At 69.2% G+C, this 17,455-nt stretch carries 14 protein-coding genes; 10 read left to right on the top strand and 4 right to left on the bottom strand.

Annotated features, from left to right (window positions below; translation table 11 throughout):
• Window positions 1-173 precede the first annotated feature (173 nt).
• From FB381_RS17080 to FB381_RS17070, 3 genes are read right to left on the bottom strand one after another with little or no spacing between them, the layout of a single operon-like run.
• Entirely contained in the window at window positions 174-1,073 is a 900-nt protein-coding gene (locus FB381_RS17080) for an EamA family transporter (RefSeq protein ID WP_141781393.1), read from the bottom strand.
• A gap of 29 nt (window positions 1,074-1,102) precedes the next feature.
• Complete coding sequence (locus tag FB381_RS17075) at window positions 1,103-3,703, bottom strand: glycoside hydrolase family 65 protein (protein WP_141781392.1); 2,601 nt, start codon at window positions 3,701-3,703, stop codon at window positions 1,103-1,105.
• A complete protein-coding gene (locus FB381_RS17070; RefSeq protein WP_141781391.1) occupies window positions 3,700-4,461 on the bottom strand; it encodes an HAD family hydrolase in 762 nt (253 codons plus the stop codon). The genes FB381_RS17075 and FB381_RS17070 overlap by 4 nt, the downstream gene beginning before the upstream one ends.
• Window positions 4,462-4,598: 137 nt before the next feature.
• Between FB381_RS17070 and FB381_RS17065 the strand changes: the two genes are divergently transcribed.
• From FB381_RS17065 to FB381_RS17040, 6 genes are all read left to right on the top strand, one after another.
• Window positions 4,599-5,666, top strand: a complete 1,068-nt coding sequence (locus FB381_RS17065) for a WD40/YVTN/BNR-like repeat-containing protein (RefSeq protein WP_141781390.1) — start codon at window positions 4,599-4,601, stop codon at window positions 5,664-5,666.
• A 195-nt stretch (window positions 5,667-5,861) separates the two neighbouring features.
• The gene (gene ilvD / locus FB381_RS17060) at window positions 5,862-7,709 is read left to right on the top strand and encodes a dihydroxy-acid dehydratase (protein WP_141781389.1); all 1,848 of its coding nucleotides are present in this window, start codon (window positions 5,862-5,864) and stop codon (window positions 7,707-7,709) included.
• A 7-nt stretch (window positions 7,710-7,716) separates the two neighbouring features.
• Window positions 7,717-8,280 carry a pyridoxamine 5'-phosphate oxidase family protein gene (locus FB381_RS17055; RefSeq protein WP_141781388.1) on the top strand — a complete coding sequence of 188 codons (564 nt, stop codon included), beginning with the start codon at window positions 7,717-7,719 and terminating at the stop codon, window positions 8,278-8,280.
• A gap of 181 nt (window positions 8,281-8,461) precedes the next feature.
• Window positions 8,462-9,163, top strand: a complete 702-nt coding sequence (locus tag FB381_RS17050; RefSeq protein ID WP_246088162.1) for a GNAT family N-acetyltransferase — start codon at window positions 8,462-8,464, stop codon at window positions 9,161-9,163.
• Window positions 9,164-9,279: 116 nt separating this feature from the next.
• A complete protein-coding gene (locus FB381_RS17045; protein ID WP_141781386.1) occupies window positions 9,280-9,606 on the top strand; it encodes an SHOCT domain-containing protein in 327 nt (108 codons plus the stop codon).
• A 32-nt stretch (window positions 9,607-9,638) separates the two neighbouring features.
• Window positions 9,639-10,055, top strand: a complete 417-nt coding sequence (locus tag FB381_RS17040) for a VOC family protein (protein WP_141781385.1) — start codon at window positions 9,639-9,641, stop codon at window positions 10,053-10,055.
• 15 nt (window positions 10,056-10,070) lie between these two features.
• Here FB381_RS17040 and FB381_RS17035 read toward each other — a convergent pair whose 3' ends face one another.
• Window positions 10,071-11,408: an ABC1 kinase family protein gene (locus tag FB381_RS17035; protein WP_141781384.1), complete on the bottom strand. Its 1,338-nt coding sequence runs from the start codon at window positions 11,406-11,408 to the stop codon at window positions 10,071-10,073.
• A 54-nt stretch (window positions 11,409-11,462) separates the two neighbouring features.
• Between FB381_RS17035 and FB381_RS17030 the strand changes: the two genes are divergently transcribed.
• From FB381_RS17030 to ilvC, 4 genes are all read left to right on the top strand, one after another.
• Window positions 11,463-13,646 (top strand): prolyl oligopeptidase family serine peptidase, encoded by a 2,184-nt coding sequence (locus FB381_RS17030; protein ID WP_141781383.1) that lies wholly within the window; start codon window positions 11,463-11,465, stop codon window positions 13,644-13,646.
• Between the two features lie 264 nt (window positions 13,647-13,910).
• Window positions 13,911-15,677: an acetolactate synthase large subunit gene (locus FB381_RS17025; protein WP_246088161.1), complete on the top strand. Its 1,767-nt coding sequence runs from the start codon at window positions 13,911-13,913 to the stop codon at window positions 15,675-15,677.
• Window positions 15,677-16,240 carry an acetolactate synthase small subunit gene (gene ilvN / locus FB381_RS17020; protein ID WP_141781381.1) on the top strand — a complete coding sequence of 188 codons (564 nt, stop codon included), beginning with the start codon at window positions 15,677-15,679 and terminating at the stop codon, window positions 16,238-16,240. Before FB381_RS17025 ends, ilvN begins: the two co-directional genes overlap by 1 nt.
• Window positions 16,241-16,307: 67 nt before the next feature.
• A complete protein-coding gene (ilvC, locus tag FB381_RS17015) occupies window positions 16,308-17,333 on the top strand; it encodes a ketol-acid reductoisomerase (protein WP_141781380.1) in 1,026 nt (341 codons plus the stop codon).
• The last annotated feature ends 122 nt before the right edge of the window (window positions 17,334-17,455 follow it).

Below are 17,455 nucleotides of genomic sequence, written 5' to 3'. Positions count from 1 at the left end.
TGGGTGAGCGGGGCGAGGGGGAGACGAGCTGGGAGAGAGCTCTGCTGTGAGAAAACTCTAGTGATCCAACTGTTCGGAGTCAGTGACGTTCCGGTGTCGCTTGTGTGAAACGCCCCACGTCACCCGCACCCTCGGCCGGCGCGGCCTCAGCCCGAGACCGGATCAGCCCGGCATCAGGCCGGCGTCGACTCCGCCGGCACGTGATGGGCCGGCTTCCCGGTGGTGGTCGCGCCCGCGGAGGCGACCACGACGCAGGCGATCGCCAGCCATTGCTGGCCCGAGAGCCCCTCGTGGAGCACGACGATCGCGGCCAGCGCTCCGGCGGCGGGCTCGAGAGACATCAGGATCGCGTAGAGCGCGGGCTTGATCGAGCGCAGCGCGATGAGATCCAGGGAGTAGGGGACGACCGACGACATCAGGCCCACCATCAGCCCGACGAGCCACACGTGCGGGGCGCCGAGCCCGTCGGTGTGCGTCATCGCTGCGGGGGTCAGCGCGACGGCCGCGACCGTGGAGGCCAGGGCGAGCCCGTCGATGCCCTCCCAGCGCGCGCCCGTCGCCTTCGACAGCACGATGTAGGAGGCCCAGCAGGCCCCGGCGGCCAGCGCGAACAGCACACCCGGGATCGAGATGGGGCCGGGCTCGAGACCGAGCAGCACCACCCCGGCCGCCGCCAGCGCCACCCAGACCAGGTCGCGGGCGCGCCGCGAGCTGAGCAGCGCGATCGTCAGCGGCCCGATGAACTCGATCGTGACCGCGATCCCGATCGGGAGCCGGGCGAAGGCCTGGTAGATCGTCCAGTTCATCAGCCCGAGCGAGGCTCCGAAGGCGAGGACGACCAGCCAGTCCCGGCGCGCGAAGCCACGGACCCGCGGCCTGGTGATCGCCAGCAGGATGAGTGCCGAGAGCGAGAGCCTCAGCCACACCATCGCGGTCGGGGTGACCTCGTCGAAGAGCGACTTGGCGAAGGTCGCGCCGACCTGCACCGAGGCGATCCCGATCAGCACCAGAACGACCGGGTGGGCCACCTTCGTCCGCAGGATCGAGCTGCCGGAAGCGAAGCGTGGGACCACCCGGTCAGTCTAGTGACGGTGGGCCAGGCTCAGGAGGTGGAGTCCGTGGTGTGACGACCCTCGTGCGGCACCATCGCGTGCTCGACGTGCTCCTCCTCGTAGACCTCGGGCGGGATCGGCGTCGGCACAGTGGCGGTGATCTGCGAGCCGTCCTGACGAGTGCCGCCGTGCGGCTCCGCGTCGAGGCTGGTGCCGATCCGCGGCCCCTGGTCGGCGAGCGGCACAGAGACCGCCGAGCCCTTGGTGACCACGAAGTGCTCGCCGCGCACGCTGACCGGCACGTCGAACTCCTCGCCGGGGGTGTCCTCGACGGTGAAGTCGATCCGGCTCGCGGTCACGGTCACCTTCATCCGGGTCGAGCGCCACTGCACCCGGAAGCTCAGCGAGCCCCACTGGGTCGGCAGCCTCGGGTCGAAGGAGAGGTTGCCGTCGTAGTCGCGCATGCCGCCGAAGCCGAACGCGAGCCCGCCCCAGACCCCACCCGTCGAGGCGATGTGCATGCCGTCGACGGTGTTGCCGTGCATGTTGTGCAGGTCGACGTAGAGCGCGTCGTAGAAGTAGCGCAGCGCGGCATCCTGGTAGCCGACCTCGGCCGCCATGATCGACTGCACGACCGCCGACAGCGTCGAGTCACCGGTGGTGATCGGGTCGTAGTATTCGAAGTCGGCCCGCTTCTCGGCCGGGGTGAACCGGTTGCCCTGCTGGAAGAGGGCGAGCACGACGTCGGTCTGCTTGAGCACCTGGAACCGGTAGATCACCAGCGGGTGGTAGTGCAGCAGCAGCGGGCGTACGGCATCGGGGGTGTTGGGCAGGTCCCACACCTCGCGGTCGAGGAAGTTGTCGTCCTGCGGGTGGATGCCGAGGCCGGCGTCGTAGGGGATGTGCATCGCGGCAGCGCAGCGACCCCACTCCTCGACCTCCTCGGTCGACAGGCTCATCCGCCCCATGACCTGCTCGTACTCGCGCGGGTAGTCGGTGCGGAGCAGCTCGATCGTCTCGACCGCCTTCTCCAGGTTGTAGCGGGCCATCACGTTGGTGAACAGGTTGTTGTTGACCACCGTGGTGTATTCGTCGGGCCCGGTCACGCCGTGGATGTGGAAGGACGGCTCCCCGTTGTGGCGCCAGAAGCCCAGATCGGCCCACATCCGAGAGGTCTCGACCAGGATGTCGACGCCCTCACGGACGAGATAGGCGGTGTCGCCGGTCGCGTAGACGTACTTCATCAGCGCGAAGGCGATGTCGGCGTCGATGTGCACCTGAGCGGTGCCGGCCGCGTAGTAGGCCGAGGCCTCCTGCCCGTTGATGGTGCGCCACGCGAACAGCGCGCCCTCGGCGGCCATCTCCCGAGCTCGCTGTCGTGCTGCCGGGAGCATCACCGAGCGCGCGTGCATCACGTTGCGGGCGACCTCGGGCTGGGTGTAGCAGAGGAACGGTACGACGTAGCACTCCGTGTCCCAGAAGTAGTGCCCCTCGTAGCCGGAGCCGGTGACCCCCTTCGCCGGCACGCCGAGCCCGTCGGTGCGGGCGGTCGCCTGGGCGAGCGAGAACAGGTTGAACCGGATCGCCTGCTGCACCGCCGAGATGTCGCCGGCCGAGCTCCCGTCCGCGGGCTCCACGGGCGGCCCGACCTCGACGTCGGCGGCGGCCCAGAACTCGTCGTACCAGGTGCGCTGGTCCTGCTCGAAGTGGCTGACACCGAGGCGGTTCGCCCGATCGAGCGTACGGCCGCAGCGATCGGCCAGCTCGCGCACCGGCACGCCGCGGGAGGTGTGGTAGGCCACCGTCTTCTGCATCCGCAGGGTGCTGCCCTCGGTGGCGTCGACGCGGAAGACCGCCTTGGCCAGGTCGTCCTCGGCGCGCACGATCGTCTCGACCGGGTCGGGGGTGTCGATCTGGTGGGCGGCGCTGACGGCGATCGTCATGCCGGAGTTGGCGCACCGGTAGCCGAGCGTCATCTGCTCCTCGTCGGCGAAGGAGAGCTGGGGGAGCAGCACGCGGGAGTCGAAGGCGGAGGCCTTGCGCGGGTCCATCCCCTCACCCAGCGCCGCCGACGGCACGTGGTACTCGTCCTTGCCGTCCTGCCGGTTGAGCAGCTGGGAGGAGATCACGATCGGCGCCGAGCCGCTCAGCATCGTGATCTCCAGCGTCTGGATCGAGAGGTGGCGCTGGGTCATCGAGACCATCCGGGTCGACTCGATCGCGACCCGCTTGCCCGAGGGCGTACGCCACACCAGATGCCGCCGCAGCACGCCGGCCCGGAAGTCGAGCACCCGCTCGTACTCCTCCAGGTCGGAGGTGCCGAAGGTCAGCGGCTCGTCGTCGACGTAGATCTTCATGATCTTCGCGTCGGGGGCGTTGACGATCGTCTGGCCGGTCTTCGCGAAACCGTAGGCATTCTCCGCGTGACGGATCGGCCAGGTCTCGTGGAAGCCGTTGATGAAGGTGCCGTGGGCGTAGGTCGGGCGCCCCTCCTCGGGGGTGCCGCGCATGCCGAGATAGCCGTTGGCGACGCTGAAGATCGTCTCGGTCAGACCGACGTCCTCGGGCGAATAGCTGGTCTCGACCAGGCGCCACGGGTCGACGGGGAAACGGGCTCGGTCCAGGGGGTTCGGGCCGACGTTGGTCTTCACTGCTGTGCTCCTCGAGCAGGTAGGTCAGGGTTCTCGGGAATGAGCTCGGCGAGGTCGGAGACGACGAGGCCGGCGCCGGCGTCGGTGAGGGTGTCGTGGCCTGCGCCGCGATCCACCCCGACCACGAGGGCGAAGTCTCCTGCCTTGCCGGCGCGCACCCCGGAGACCGCGTCTTCGAGAACGACGGCTTCGCTCGGGGTGGCTCCGAGCACGCTACCTGCGTAGACAAATGTGTCCGGGGCAGGCTTGCCGGGCAGCCCCTGCTCGTCCGCGACGGCTCCCGACACGACGGTCTCGAACCTGTCCAGCAGCCCCGCCGACTTCAAAACCGTGGGCGCGTTGACCGACGACGACACCACGGCCAGACGTACGTCGAGGGTGGCGAGGTAGTCGAGGAACCGCACCGAGCCGGGGTAGGCCTCCACCCCGTCGCGCTCGAGCACCTCGTTGAAGGCGTTGTTCTTCCGGTTACCGAGACCGCAGACGGTCTCGAGGTCGGGCGAGTCCTCCGGGGTGCCCTCGGGCAGCTCGATGTCACGTGAGGCGAGGAAGTCGCGCACCCCGTCGTAGCGCGGCTTGCCGTCGACGTAGGCGAAGTAGTCCTGCTCGGTGTAGGGCTCGGCGCCTGGGGTCTTCTGTCTCAGATAGGCGTTGAACATCTCCTCCCAGGCGCGCATGTGCACCACTGCCGTCGGCGTGATCACGCCGTCGAGGTCGAAGAGGATCGCGGCGTACGTCTCCCAGGCGGGTCTGGTCATGGGGCCAGGCTAGGACCTGCACGGCCGAGGCAGAAGAACCGCGCCCGGCGGGTGGCGTGGGCGGCGAAAGTTTCTCCCGCCGCACCTTTCACCGAATTGCGCTGGCACCAGGCGGCGACCGGGTGGATGCTGGACGCATGGCTACGAAGCTGCTGGTGGGGACCCGAAAGGGTCTGTGGATAGGGCACTCTGACGACGCCCGTCAGGACTGGGACTTCACCGGTCCGCACCATGACATGGAGGAGATCTACTCCGCCATGATCGAGCCCGGCACCGGGCGCATCCTCGCCGGCTGCTCCTCGCTGTGGCTGGGCGCGCTGGTGCGCGCCTCCGCCGACGACGGGAAGAGCTGGACCGAGACATCGATGTCGTTCCCCGACGACGTCGACGCGAGCCTGGCCCGGGTCTGGCAGATCCAGCCCGGTCTTCCCGACGGCACCATCTGGGCCGGGGTCGAACCCGGTGCGATCTTCCGGTCCGGCGACGGAGGTGCCTCCTTCGACCTCGTACGCGGCCTGTGGGAGCACCCGCACCGCACCGAGTGGAACGAGGGGCTCGGCGGCCAGGCGTTCCACACGATCCTGCCGCACCCGACCGATCCGTCCTCCGTCACCGCGGCGATCTCGACCGGCGGGGTCTACCAGACCCGCGACGGCGGGGAGAGCTGGGAGGCGCGCAACAACGGCATCATCGCGGTGTTCCTGCCCGAGGGGCAGCAGTATCCCGAGTTCGGGCAGTGCGTGCACAAGGTGGCCCGCCACCCCTCGGCCCCGCAGCGGCTCTATCTGCAGAACCACGGTGGCGTCTACCGCTCCGACGACGAGGGTCTGACCTGGAAGTCGATCGCCGACGGGCTGCCGACCGACTTCGGCTTCGCCGTCGTCGTCCACCCGCAGGAGCCCGACACGATCTTCACCTTCCCGATCGGAGCCGGTGAGTCGCGCTACCCGCCGGAGGCGAAGCCGGTCGTATGGCGCTCCCGCGACGCCGGCGACCACTGGGAGCCGCTCACCGACGGCCTCCCCGACCACTTCTACGTCGGTGTCATGCGCGACGCGATGTGCGCCGACGACCACGCCGAGGCCGGCGTCTACTTCGGCGCCCGCAACGGCTCCGTCTGGGCCTCCGCCGACGCCGGCGAGACCTGGCGCGAGATCCTCCGTGACATCCCCGACGTGATGGTGGTCCGGGCCGCCAAGGTCTGAGATCCGCGCCGAGTCGGCTCGTCCTGACCAAGATCCAGGTCGAGTCGGCGCGTTCTAACGAGCCGACTCGACGGCGGAGATGGTCAGAGCGAGCCGACTCGGCGTACGAACCGGTCAGGACGAGCCGACTCGGCGGTGGTCCAGCGTGTGTCGGGGTGTTCGAGGTCGTACGTGGGCGGGCGTAACCTGAGTGGTATGCCCACTCTTCGCTCCGCAACATCGACCTCGGGCCGCAACATGGCGGGTGCCCGCGCGCTGTGGCGTGCGACCGGCATGACCGATGGCGACTTCGGCAAGCCGATCATCGCGATCGCCAACTCGTTCACGGAGTTCGTGCCCGGCCATGTCCACCTTCGTGACCTCGGCAAGATCGTCGCCGAGACGATCAAGGAGGCCGGGGGAGTGGCCAAGGAGTTCAACACGATCGCCGTCGACGACGGCATCGCGATGGGTCACGCCGGCATGCTCTACTCGCTGCCGAGCCGTGAACTGATCGCCGACGCGGTCGAATACATGGTCGAGGCGCACCGCGCCGACGCGATCGTGTGCATCTCCAACTGCGACAAGATCACCCCCGGGATGCTGCTGGCGAGCCTGCGCCTCAACATTCCGGTCGTCTTCGTCTCCGGCGGTCCGATGGAGGCCGGCAAGACCACCGCGGTCGAGGGCATCGTGCACGACAAGCTCGACCTGGTCGACGCCATGGTGCTCTCGGCCAACGACGCGGTCAGCGACGAGCTGCTCGACACGGTCGAGCGCTCGGCCTGTCCGACCTGTGGCTCCTGCAGCGGCATGTTCACCGCCAACTCGATGAACTGCCTCACCGAGGCCATCGGCCTGAGCCTGCCGGGCAACGGCTCGACGCTGGCCACCCACGCCAAGCGCCGCGCGCTCTTCGAACAGGCGGGGCGTACGGTCGTCGAACTGTGCCGCCGCTACTACGAGGAGGACGACGAGTCCGTCCTGCCGCGCAACATCGCCAACCGCAGCGCGTTCGAGAACGCGGTCGCGCTCGACGTCGCCATGGGCGGCTCGACCAACACCGTGCTGCACCTGCTCGCCGCTGCCCGTGAGGCCGAGCTCGACTTCAACGTGCACGACATGGACGAGATCTCGCGGCGGGTGCCGTGCCTGTCGAAGGTCGCTCCCAACTCGCCGAAGTTCCACATGGAAGACGTCCACCGTGCCGGCGGCATCCCGGCCCTGCTCGGCGAGCTGCGCCGCGGCGGCGCGCTCAACGAGGACGTCCACAGCGTCCACTCCGACACCGTCGAGGAATGGTTGGGCGCCTGGGACATCCGCGGAGAGAATCCCAGCCAGGAGGCGCTCGACCTCTTCCTCGCCGCGCCCGGCGGGGTGCGTACGACTGAGGCGTTCTCCACCGAGAACCTCTGGGCGAGCCTCGACACCGACGCCGCCGAAGGCTGCATCCGAGACTTCGAGCACGCCTACACCGCCGACGGCGGGCTCGCGATCCTGTCCGGCAACATCGCCCCCGACGGCTGTGTGGTGAAGACCGCCGGCGTGCCGGAGGACTGCCTGACCTTCACCGGCACCGCGATCGTCTTCGAGTCCCAGGACGCCGCCGTCGACGGCATCTTGAAGAAGAAGGTCGAGCCCGGCCATGTCGTGGTGATCCGCTACGAGGGCCCCAAGGGCGGTCCCGGCATGCAGGAGATGCTCTACCCGACCTCGTTCCTCAAGGGGCGCGGCCTGGGTCAGAAGTGCGCCCTGATCACCGACGGACGCTTCTCCGGCGGCACGAGCGGGCTCTCGATCGGCCACGTCTCCCCGGAGGCGGCCGGCGGCGGCCTGATCGCGCTGGTCGAGGACGGCGACCAGATCACCATCGACATCCCGAACCGTGCGATCTCCCTCGACGTCGACGACATCGTCCTCGACGAGCGTCGCGCCGCCCAGGAGAAGCGCGAGAAGCCCTACACGCCGATCGACCGTGACCGGAAGATCTCCGCGGCGCTGCGTGCCTACGCCTCGATGGCCACCTCGGCCTCCGACGGCGCCTACCGCAACGTGCCCGAGTAACCGGCGTATGGGGAAGGTGCACGCGCGCGTCGAGGGACGTCTGCGCGACTTCGTCGACCGCCAGGTCGTCTTCTTCGTCGCCACCGCACCGCTCGCCGAGGACGGTCACGTCAACCTGTCGCCGCGGGGCCTCCCGGGCACCTTCGGGATGCTCGACGAGCTCACCTTCGCGTGGCTCGACGGCACCGGGAGCGGCAGCGAGACGATCGCCCACCTGCGGGAGAACGGCCGCATCACGGTGATGTTCTGCGCCTTCGACGGAGCACCCGACATCGTCCGCTTCCACGGTCGGGGCCGGGTGGTGACCCGCTACGACGAGGGGTACGCCGACCTGGCCGGCCGCTTCACCGACCTGCCCGGCGCCCGGGCGGTCGTCGTCGTGGACATCGAACGGATCTCCGACTCCTGCGGCTTCTCGGTGCCGCTGATGGACTACGCCGGCGAGCGCGACCTGCTGCCTGCGTACTTCGAGCGCAAGGGGGTCGAGGGATCGGCCAACTACCGGCGTAGGAAGAACCGGACCAGCCTCGACGGTCTGCCGGCGTTCGACTTCGACCCGGCGACGGAGTAGCCCGGCTGTCGAAGATGCGCGGTCGGGTGTTCGGTTTCTACGGGATCGTGATCTCGGTCTCGATGATCGTCTTCGGCCCGCTCGCTCACCACCGCGGACGCCCAGTGGACATTGCGGTGGACGTCGCGGCGTGAGCAGCCCCCGGTGTGGTGCTGCGGCAGGCTCGGTGAGAATGATCCGCGTGAGCGACTTCAGCTATCCCGTCGGTGATCTCGTCGAGGGCTGGGAGACGAGGCCGTGGCCGGAGCCGGTGAGTCTGGAGGGGCGTTATGTGCGGGTCGCACCGCTCTCCTCGGCCCAGTACTCAGATCTCTACGCCGCGGTGTGCGGCCCGCACGACGCCGAACTGTGGACCTACCGGCCGATCCCGATGCCGACCTCGCTGCAGGATCTGTGGATGCACCTGGCCGGGCTCGTCGACGCACCTGACGTGGTGCCGTTCGCGTTCGTCCCGAAGGAGGGCGAGCGGGCCGGCAGGGCGAGCGGGGTCGCGGGCTACTGTGCGATCAACCCCGCCCACGGCCGGATCGAGGTCGGCGGGGTGCTCTTCGGGCCTGCGCTGGCGCGGACGCGGGCGGCGACCGAGGCGATCCACCTGCTGATGCGCCACGCGTTCGACACCCTCGGCTACCGCCGCTTCGAGTGGAAGCTCGACAGCCTCAACGAGCCGTCACGACGGGCCGCGGAGCGGCTCGGGTTCGGCTACGAGGGCCGGTTCCGCAACCACATGGTCGTCAAGGGCCGCAACCGCGACACCGACTGGTTCGCCGTCACCGCCGAAGACTGGCCCCGGGTGCGCGAGCGCCACGAGCGCTGGCTCGCGCCCGACAACTTCGACGACGGGCACCAGCGCAGCCCGCTCCGAGCCGGTTTCGAGGGCTGACTCAGGGGCGGCGTACGCACGATTGCGTACGCCGCCCCCGCTCGTGAGCCGATGTGCCGGCGGCCTTCGCGCAGCAGTCTGGGATGCGTACGAAGTCTCCGGAAAGGACACGAGAAATGAGCATCAACGAGACTGTGGCCACCATCGCCGTGGCCGGTGACAACTGGGGTCCGTGGCGAGACAACGGACCGTGGCACGACGGGGGAGGCCCGCCGGCGTTCTGGCCGATCTTCCCGATCCTGTGGTTCCTGGTGATCGCCGGGATCATCACCGCGATCGTCCTCTTCGGTCGCCGACGCGCCGCCGAGGGCCCGCGGCAGGCCGGCGAGGCGCGGCTGGCCGAGCGGTACGCAGCGGGCGACATCGACGAGGCCGAATACCGTGCGCGTCGCGAGGTTCTCCGCGAGAAGCCGGCGAAGCCCGGCGCACCGAAGCAGGAGTGAGGCTGCCGCTGGTCCATGGCAGGGTGGTCGTCATGGACCAGCGCATCAGCTTCATCACCCTCGCCGTCGCCGATGTGGCGGCGAGTCGGGCGTTCTATGTCGACGGCCTCGGCTGGACATCGGAGCTCGAGGCCGACGGGGTGGTCATGATCCGCGTCGGCGAGCACCTGATCCTCTCCCTGTGGGACCGCGAGGAGTTCGAGGAAGAGGTCGGCACGCTCTCCGCGGCCGGTGGTCTCGCGCCGTTCACGCTCGCCCACAACGTCGCCACCCGTGCGGAGGTCGACGACGTGCTCGCGCTCGCCCGGTCGCTCGGGCGCGATGCCCCGGCCGCCGAGGAGCGGGTCTGGGGCGGCTACACCGGCTACTTCGCCGACCCCGACGGCGTGCGCTGGGAGATCGCCTACAACCCCGACCCGATCGGGGAGACTCTGCTGCCGAAGGCCTGAGGCCGCCCAGCCCGCTCAGCTCGCGAAGCCGGGCAGGTGCTCCTCGAGGATCTCCCGGAACGGTGCCTCCGCGTCGAGCTGCGCCAGCACTCCGAGCCCGCCGAGCCAGACGCGGTGGATGAGCAGATAGGACGGCGGCAGGTTGAGCTTGAGGCCGACCGTGTAGGCGGGGTCCTTGGGGTCGTTGATCCGCCTGAACTCCTCGCGCATCCACTCCCTGGTGAACCGGAAGCGCTCCTCGAGCGCCGGCGTCACGAACGGGGCCAGGTAGTCGAGCACATGCTGAGGCTCGACCTTGATGCCCTCGCGGATGAAGCCTTCGTGGCGCAGGCCCGCGACCAGCGCGTCGGCGTCGCCGGTCGCGGCGATCCGGATCAGCCGGCCCATCGGCTCGGGAAAGCCGCGTTCGGGGAGCCGCGCGGCGAGCCCGAAGTCGAGCACCGCCATCCGGCCCTCGGGGAGCACCCGGAAGTTGCCGGGGTGCGGGTCGGCGTGGAGCATCCCGGTCAGCTCGGGCGCGGAGAACCAGAACCGGGCGAGCAGCTCGCCGTAGTGGTCGCGCTCCTCGGGGGTGCCGCCGGCGATGACCTTCGCGATCGAGCCCTCCGACTCCACCCACTCGGTGACCAGCACCGACGGCCCCACCGCCACGACGTCGGGCACCTCGATCAGGGGATGATCGGCGTACGCCGCCGCGAAGACGCGCTGGGCCTCGGCCTCCTTCGGGTAGTCGAGCTCCTCGGCCACCCGCTCCTGCAGCTCTGCGACCAGCGCCTTGATGTCCATGCCGGGCACGACGGCGTTGCCGATCGCCGCGACCCGCCCGATCTGGCGCAGGTCGGCGCGCAGCGCCTCGTCGGCGCCCGGGTACTGCACCTTCACCGCAACCTCGCGCCCGTCGGCCCACCGGCCCCGGTGCACCTGCCCGATCGAGGCCGACGCGGCCGGCTCCTCGGAGAGCTCGACCAGCCGCTCGGACCAGTCGGCCCCGAGGTCGCGGGCCAGCAGGCCGCGTACGATCCCGGTCGGCATCGGGGGAGCGGAGTCCTGCAGCCGGGTGAGCTGGTCGCGGTAGTGGGCGGCCTGCGACTCCGGCAGCGCCGCCTCCATCACCGAGAGCATCTGGCCGACCTTCATCGCGCCGCCCTTGAGCTCACCCAGGGTGCGGAACAGCTGGTCGGCCGTCCTCTGGTGGACGTCGGCCAGCACCGCCTCAGCGGGCTTGCCCCCGATCCGCTTCCCCAGTCCGAGCGCCTTCCGCCCGGCGTACCCCATCGGCAGTGCGGCCAGCTTGGCCGTCCGTGTCGCCGCTCGCCGCGGCAGACCCTTCGACGACCCGTCGCTCTGATCCATGCCGCAATTGTGCCTGTGGGCTGCAACTCGCACATCGGGAAGTAGCCTTCCGGCATGACCTCCGAGCCGACCGTCGAGACCCCGCTGGACCCGACCGCGAAAGACCCGTTCGAGTGGCTGGAAGAGGTCGAGGGCGCCGAGGCGCTGGCCTGGGTGCGGGCGCGCAACGAGGAGGCTCACGCGAGCGTCGGCGCGGATCCGGAGTTCGCCAAGATCGAGGCACGGATCCTCGAGGTGCTCGACTCCGACGACCGCATCCCGGAGGTCTCCCGGCTCGGGGAGCACTACTACAACTTCTGGCGCGACGCCGACCACGAGCGCGGCATCTGGCGGCGTACGACGCCGGAGTCCTACCGCACCGACGACCCGGTGTGGGAGACCCTGCTCGACCTCGACGCGCTCGCGGCCGAGGAGGGCGAGAACTGGGTGTGGCACGGCGCCTCAGTGCTCCGGCCGGAGCCCGGCGAGCCCTGGCGCAAGGTGCTCCTCGACCTCTCGCCGGGCGGCTCCGACGCCGATGTGACCAGGGAGTTCGACCTGGTGGAGAAGGCGTTCGTGGCACCTGAGGACGGCGGCTTCACCCGTGCCGTCGAGCAGGGCGGAGCCAAGGGCGGGCTCTCCTGGTGCGGCCCCGACGCGGTCTACGTCTTCACCGACTTCGGGCCGGGAAGCCTCACTCCGTCGGGCTATCCGCGCATCGTGAAGCTGTGGCGTCGCGGCACGCCGTTCGACGAGGCGGCGGTGGTCTACGAGGGCACCGACGACGACATGTACATCGCCGCCCGCCACCTGCACACCCCCGGCTTCGAGCGCGACCTGGTCAGCCGCTCGATCGCGTTCTACCGCTCGGAGACCTACGTCGTCACCGAGCCCGGCACTCCCGAGCAGACCCTCACCAAGCTCGACATCCCCGACTCGGCCGAGGCCGGGTTCCACCGGGAGTGGTTGGTGATCGACCTGCGTGAGGAGTGGACCCCCGAGGAGACGACGTACGCCGCCGGGTCGCTGCTGGCGATCGAGGCCGACAGCTTCCTCGCCGGTCAGCGCGACCTCACCGTGCTCTTCGAGCCCACGGCCTCCACCTCGCTCGCGGGCGCCACCTGGACCCGCAACCATCTCGTCCTCAACGTGTTCGACGACGTGAAGAACAAGCTGCACATCTTGACGCCTCCGGCCTCGGGGCGTGCGGGGTCAGGAGAAGCAGGTGGGCGCGATGGCTGGACGCGCTCCGAGTTCCCGGCGACCGACCCGGTGGCTGCGGTCGGCACCCGGGCCGTCGACGCGGTCGAGTCCGACGAGGTCTGGGTCGTCACCAGCGGCTACCTGACCCCGACGACCTACGCGACGACCACGCTGGGCGACCCGGCCACGGCCGCGGCTGCTCCCGAGGTGCTCAAGTCGGCGCCGGCGTGGTTCGAGGCCGACGGCCTCGTCGCCGACCAGCGCTTCGCGGTCTCCCTCGACGGCACCCGGGTGCCCTACTTCATCGTCGGATCCGAGGCCGCCCTCGCCGGCAGCGGCGGCCCGGCCCCGACCCTGCTCTACGGCTACGGCGGCTTCGAGATCCCGATGACACCCGGCTACTCCGCCGGTGTCGGGCGCGCCTGGCTCGAGGAGGGCGGCGTCTACGTGGTGGCCAACATCCGCGGGGGAGGCGAGTACGGCCCGGCCTGGCACCAGGCGGCCCTGAAGGAGCACCGGCACACGGCGTACGAGGACTTCGCCGCCGTCGCGCGCCATCTCGCCGAGACCGGGGTGACCGACGCCGAGCATCTCGGGGCACAGGGTGGCTCCAACGGCGGGCTGCTGACCGGCAACATGCTCACCAGCTACCCCGAGCTGTTCGGTGCTCTCGTGATCCAGGTGCCGCTGCTCGACATGTTGCGCTACTCCCACCTGCTCGCAGGGGCGTCGTGGATGGCCGAGTACGGCGACCCCGACGTGCCGGAGGAGTGGGAGTTCATCCGGACGTTCTCGCCCTACCACCTGCTCGAGGAGGCGAAGACCTACCCGCCCGTGCTGCTCACCACCTCCACCAAGGACGACCGCGTCCACCCCGGCCATGCCCGCAAGATGGCTGCGCTGCTGGCCGCGACCGGCAAGGACGTCACCTACTACGAGAACATCGAGGGAGGTCATGGCGGCGCCGCCAACAACGCCCAGGCCGCTCACCTCTCCGCCTTCGCCTGGACCTTCCTCCGTCAGCGCCTGATGGGAGCCGCTACCCCGAACGACTGACAGATACTGGGACGGTGATCTCAGATCCTGGGACGCGCGATAGGGTGAGGTGACACGGCGCGACACATGGGGTTAACGTGTGAGCATGTTGCAGAACATTCTCGTACTTATCAGGCGCGTCGCCTAGGAGCCACTGGCCCCAGACGACGCGTCTCCCTCCGTTGCCCACCGGGCCGGAGGGTTTTTTATTGCACGAGAACAGCACCTTCCAACAGTTTCGACGGAGTAGACAGTGCCGACAGGGCCGACAGGATGGCGACGGATATGAGCGAGCAGATGACAGGCGCACAGAGCCTGGTCAAGTCGCTGGAAGCAGCGGGGGTCGAGGACATCTTCGGCATTCCGGGAGGGGCGATCCTTCCGGCGTACGACCCGCTGATGGACTCGAAGATCCGCCACATTCTCGTACGCCACGAGCAGGGCGCCGGCCACGCGGCCCAGGGCTACGCGGCCGCGACCGGCAAGGTCGGCGTCTGCATGGCGACGAGCGGCCCGGGCGCGACCAACCTGGTCACCCCGCTGGCCGACGCCAACATGGACTCGGTGCCCATGGTCGCGATCACCGGGCAGGTGGCCGCCAACCTGATCGGCACCGACGGCTTCCAAGAGGCCGACATCCGCGGCATCACGATGCCGATCACCAAGCACAGCTTCCTCGTCACCGACCCCGCGGAGATCCCGCAGCGGGTCGCTGAGGCCTTCCACCTGGCCGCCTCCGGGCGCCCGGGTCCGGTCCTCGTCGACGTCACCAAGTCGGCGTTGCAGGCCACCACCACCTACCGGTGGCCGACCGAGCTCCACCTGCCGGGCTACCGCCCGGTGACCAGGCCCCACGCCAAGCAGATCCGCGAGGCGGCACGCCTGATGCTGGAGGCCAGGAAGCCGGTCCTCTACGTCGGCGGTGGCACGATCCGCTCCGGTGCCCACCGCGAGCTGATGGAGCTGGCCGTGCTGACCGGGATCCCGGTCGTGACCACGCTGATGGCCCGCGGCGCGTTCCCCGACTCGCACCCGCAGCACCTCGGTATGCCGGGCATGCACGGCACCGTCCCTGCGGTCGCCGGCCTGCAGAAGTCCGACCTGATCATCAGCCTGGGTGCCCGCTTCGACGACCGCGTCACCGGCAACCTGGACTCCTTCGCACCCAACGCCAAGGTGATCCACGCCGACATCGACCCGGCCGAGATCGGCAAGAACCGCTACGCCGACGTGCCGATCGTGGGCGACGTGCGTGAGGTGCTCACCGACCTGATCGCGGTGCTCACCGCCGAGAAGGCGGCCGGCAAGGAGGGCGACTACGAGGGCTGGATCGCCTTCATGGCCGGGATCAAGAAGTCCTACCCGCTCGGCTACGACCTGCCCACCGAGGGCCTCTCCCCGCAGTACGTCATCGAGCGGCTCGGTCACATCTCCGGCTCGGAGACGATCTTCACCGCCGGCGTCGGCCAGCACCAGATGTGGGCCGCGCAGTTCATCGGCTACGAGAACCCCAACACCTGGATCAACTCCGGTGGTCTGGGCACGATGGGCTACTCCGTGCCGGCGGCGATGGGCGCGAAGGTCGGCATGCCCGACTCCACCGTGTGGTCGATCGACGGCGACGGCTGCTTCCAGATGACCAACCAGGAGCTCGCCACCTGCGCGATCGAGGGCATCCCGATCAAGGTGGCGGTCATCAACAACGACAACCTCGGCATGGTGCGCCAGTGGCAGACGCTGTTCTACGGCGAGCGCTACTCCAACACCAACCTGCAACGGCACACGGATCGTCTCGGAACGGGCTCGCCCCGCATCCCCGACTTCCCGAAGCTGGCCGAGGCGTACGGCTGTGTCGGTCTGGCCTGTGACTCGGCCGAGGACGTCGACTCCACCATCGAGAAGGCCATGGAGATCAACGACATGCCCGTCGTCGTCGACTTCCGGGTCAACAAGGACGCCATGGTCTGGCCGATGGTCGCCGCCGGCTCCTCGAACGACGAGATCCAGTACGCGCGCGACCTCGCGCCCGAGTTCGACGAGGACGATCTGTGATGACGATCCAGCCTGTGAAGACCGGCGGCAAGCACACGCTGAGCGTGCTGGTCGAGAACAAGCCCGGTGTCCTGACGCGCGTCTCCGCGCTCTTCTCGCGCCGAGGCTTCAACATCGAGTCGCTCGCCGTGGGGCCGACCGAGCACGACGAGATCTCCCGGATGACCGTCGTGGTCAACCTCGAGGACACCCCTCTCGAGCAGGTCACCAAGCAGCTCAACAAGCTGGTCGAGGTGATCAAGATCGTCGAGCTCGAGCCCGAGGCGCGCGTGCAGCGTGCGCTGATGCTGGTCAAGATCTCCGCCACCACGGAGACCCGCAGCCAGGTGCTCGACACGATCCAGCTCTTCCGGGCCAAGGTCGTCGACGTGTCCACCGACACCGTCGTCGTGCAGCTCGCCGGCAACACCGGCAAGCTCAACGACTTCCTTCGGGTGATCGAGCCCTTCGGCATCCGAGAGCTCTCCCAGTCCGGCATGGTCGGCATGGGCCGCGGCGCCCGGTCGATCTCCGAGCGGAGCCTTCGCACCGTGGCGGTGCCCGCTCCGCCATCAGCTGTCTGAACTGATTCCATCAACCCCTACTGGTGGTCACGACAAGGTCGACCACCGACGAAAAGGAGAAGCCCCCGTGGCTGAGATTTTCTACGACGACGACGCTGACCTCTCGCTGCTCCAGGCGAAGAAGGTGGCTGTCGTCGGTTACGGCAGCCAGGGCCACGCCCACGCGCTCAACCTGCGTGACTCCGGCGTCGACGTGCGCATCGGCCTGCAGCCCGGCTCGAAGTCGACCGCCAAGGCGGAGGAGGAGGGCTTCAAGGTCCTCAGCCCGGCCGACGCCGCCGCCGAGGCCGACGTGATCGTCATCCTCGCCCCCGACCAGCACCAGCGCGGGCTCTACAACGACGAGCTCGCCAAGCACGTGACCGCCGGCAAGACCCTGGTCTTCGGCCACGGCTTCAACGTCCGCTTCGGCTACATCAAGGCGCCCGAGGGCGTCGACGTGATCCTGGTGGCCCCGAAGGCGCCGGGTCACACCGTCCGTCGCGAGTTCGTCGCCGGTCGCGGCATCCCGGACATCATCGCCGTCGAGCAGGACGCGTCCGGCTCCGCGTGGGACATCGCCAAGGCGTACGCCAAGGGCATCGGTGGCACCCGCGCCGGTGTCATCAAGACCACCTTCACCGAGGAGACCGAGACCGACCTCTTCGGTGAGCAGGCCGTGCTCTGCGGTGGCATGTCCCACCTGGTGCAGGCCGGTTTCGAGACGCTGACCGAGGCCGGCTACCAGCCGGAGATCGCCTACTTCGAGGTTCTCCACGAGCTCAAGCTCATCGTCGACCTGATGTGGGAGGGCGGCATCGCCAAGCAGCGCTGGTCGATCTCCGACACCGCTGAGTACGGCGACTACGTCTCCGGCCCCCGCATCGTCGGCCCGGAGGTCAAGGAGACGATGAAGAAGGTGCTCTCCGACATCCAGGACGGCTCCTTCGCCGAGCGCTTCATCGCCGACCAGGACAACGGCGCCGTCGAGTTCAAGAAGCTGCGCGAGGAGGAGGCCGGTCACCCGATCGAGGCCACCGGCAAGACCCTGCGCTCCCACTTCTCGTGGAGCCAGTCCGACGACGACTACACCGAGGGGAGCGCAGCGAGGTAACGAGCTCGCGAGCGCCAGCGAGCATCTGCTCGCTGACCCTGGGGATGTGCCGAGTCGGCGCGTCCTGACGAAGAATCCCGTCGAGTCGGCGCGTTCTAACGCGCCGACTCGACGGGATTTCT

Origin of the sequence: Nocardioides albertanoniae (genome assembly GCF_006716315.1) — a bacterium.
In the GTDB taxonomy this organism is placed as follows: domain Bacteria; phylum Actinomycetota; class Actinomycetes; order Propionibacteriales; family Nocardioidaceae; genus Nocardioides; species Nocardioides albertanoniae.
Note: the sequence above shows the minus strand (reverse complement) of the source record. Positions and strands in the feature narration are given on the sequence as shown.

Coding starts and splice junctions, on each gene's coding strand:
- FB381_RS17070 (WP_141781391.1), bottom strand. CDS start 4,461: ATGACCAGACCCGCCTGGGAGACGTACGCCGCGATCCTCTTCGACCTC.
- FB381_RS17065 (WP_141781390.1), top strand. CDS start 4,599: ATGGCTACGAAGCTGCTGGTGGGGACCCGAAAGGGTCTGTGGATAGGG.
- ilvD (WP_141781389.1), top strand. CDS start 5,862: ATGCCCACTCTTCGCTCCGCAACATCGACCTCGGGCCGCAACATGGCG.
- FB381_RS17055 (WP_141781388.1), top strand. CDS start 7,717: ATGGGGAAGGTGCACGCGCGCGTCGAGGGACGTCTGCGCGACTTCGTC.
- FB381_RS17045 (WP_141781386.1), top strand. CDS start 9,280: ATGAGCATCAACGAGACTGTGGCCACCATCGCCGTGGCCGGTGACAAC.
- FB381_RS17040 (WP_141781385.1), top strand. CDS start 9,639: ATGGACCAGCGCATCAGCTTCATCACCCTCGCCGTCGCCGATGTGGCG.
- FB381_RS17035 (WP_141781384.1), bottom strand. CDS start 11,408: ATGGATCAGAGCGACGGGTCGTCGAAGGGTCTGCCGCGGCGAGCGGCG.
- FB381_RS17030 (WP_141781383.1), top strand. CDS start 11,463: ATGACCTCCGAGCCGACCGTCGAGACCCCGCTGGACCCGACCGCGAAA.
- FB381_RS17025 (WP_246088161.1), top strand. CDS start 13,911: ATGAGCGAGCAGATGACAGGCGCACAGAGCCTGGTCAAGTCGCTGGAA.
- ilvN (WP_141781381.1), top strand. CDS start 15,677: ATGACGATCCAGCCTGTGAAGACCGGCGGCAAGCACACGCTGAGCGTG.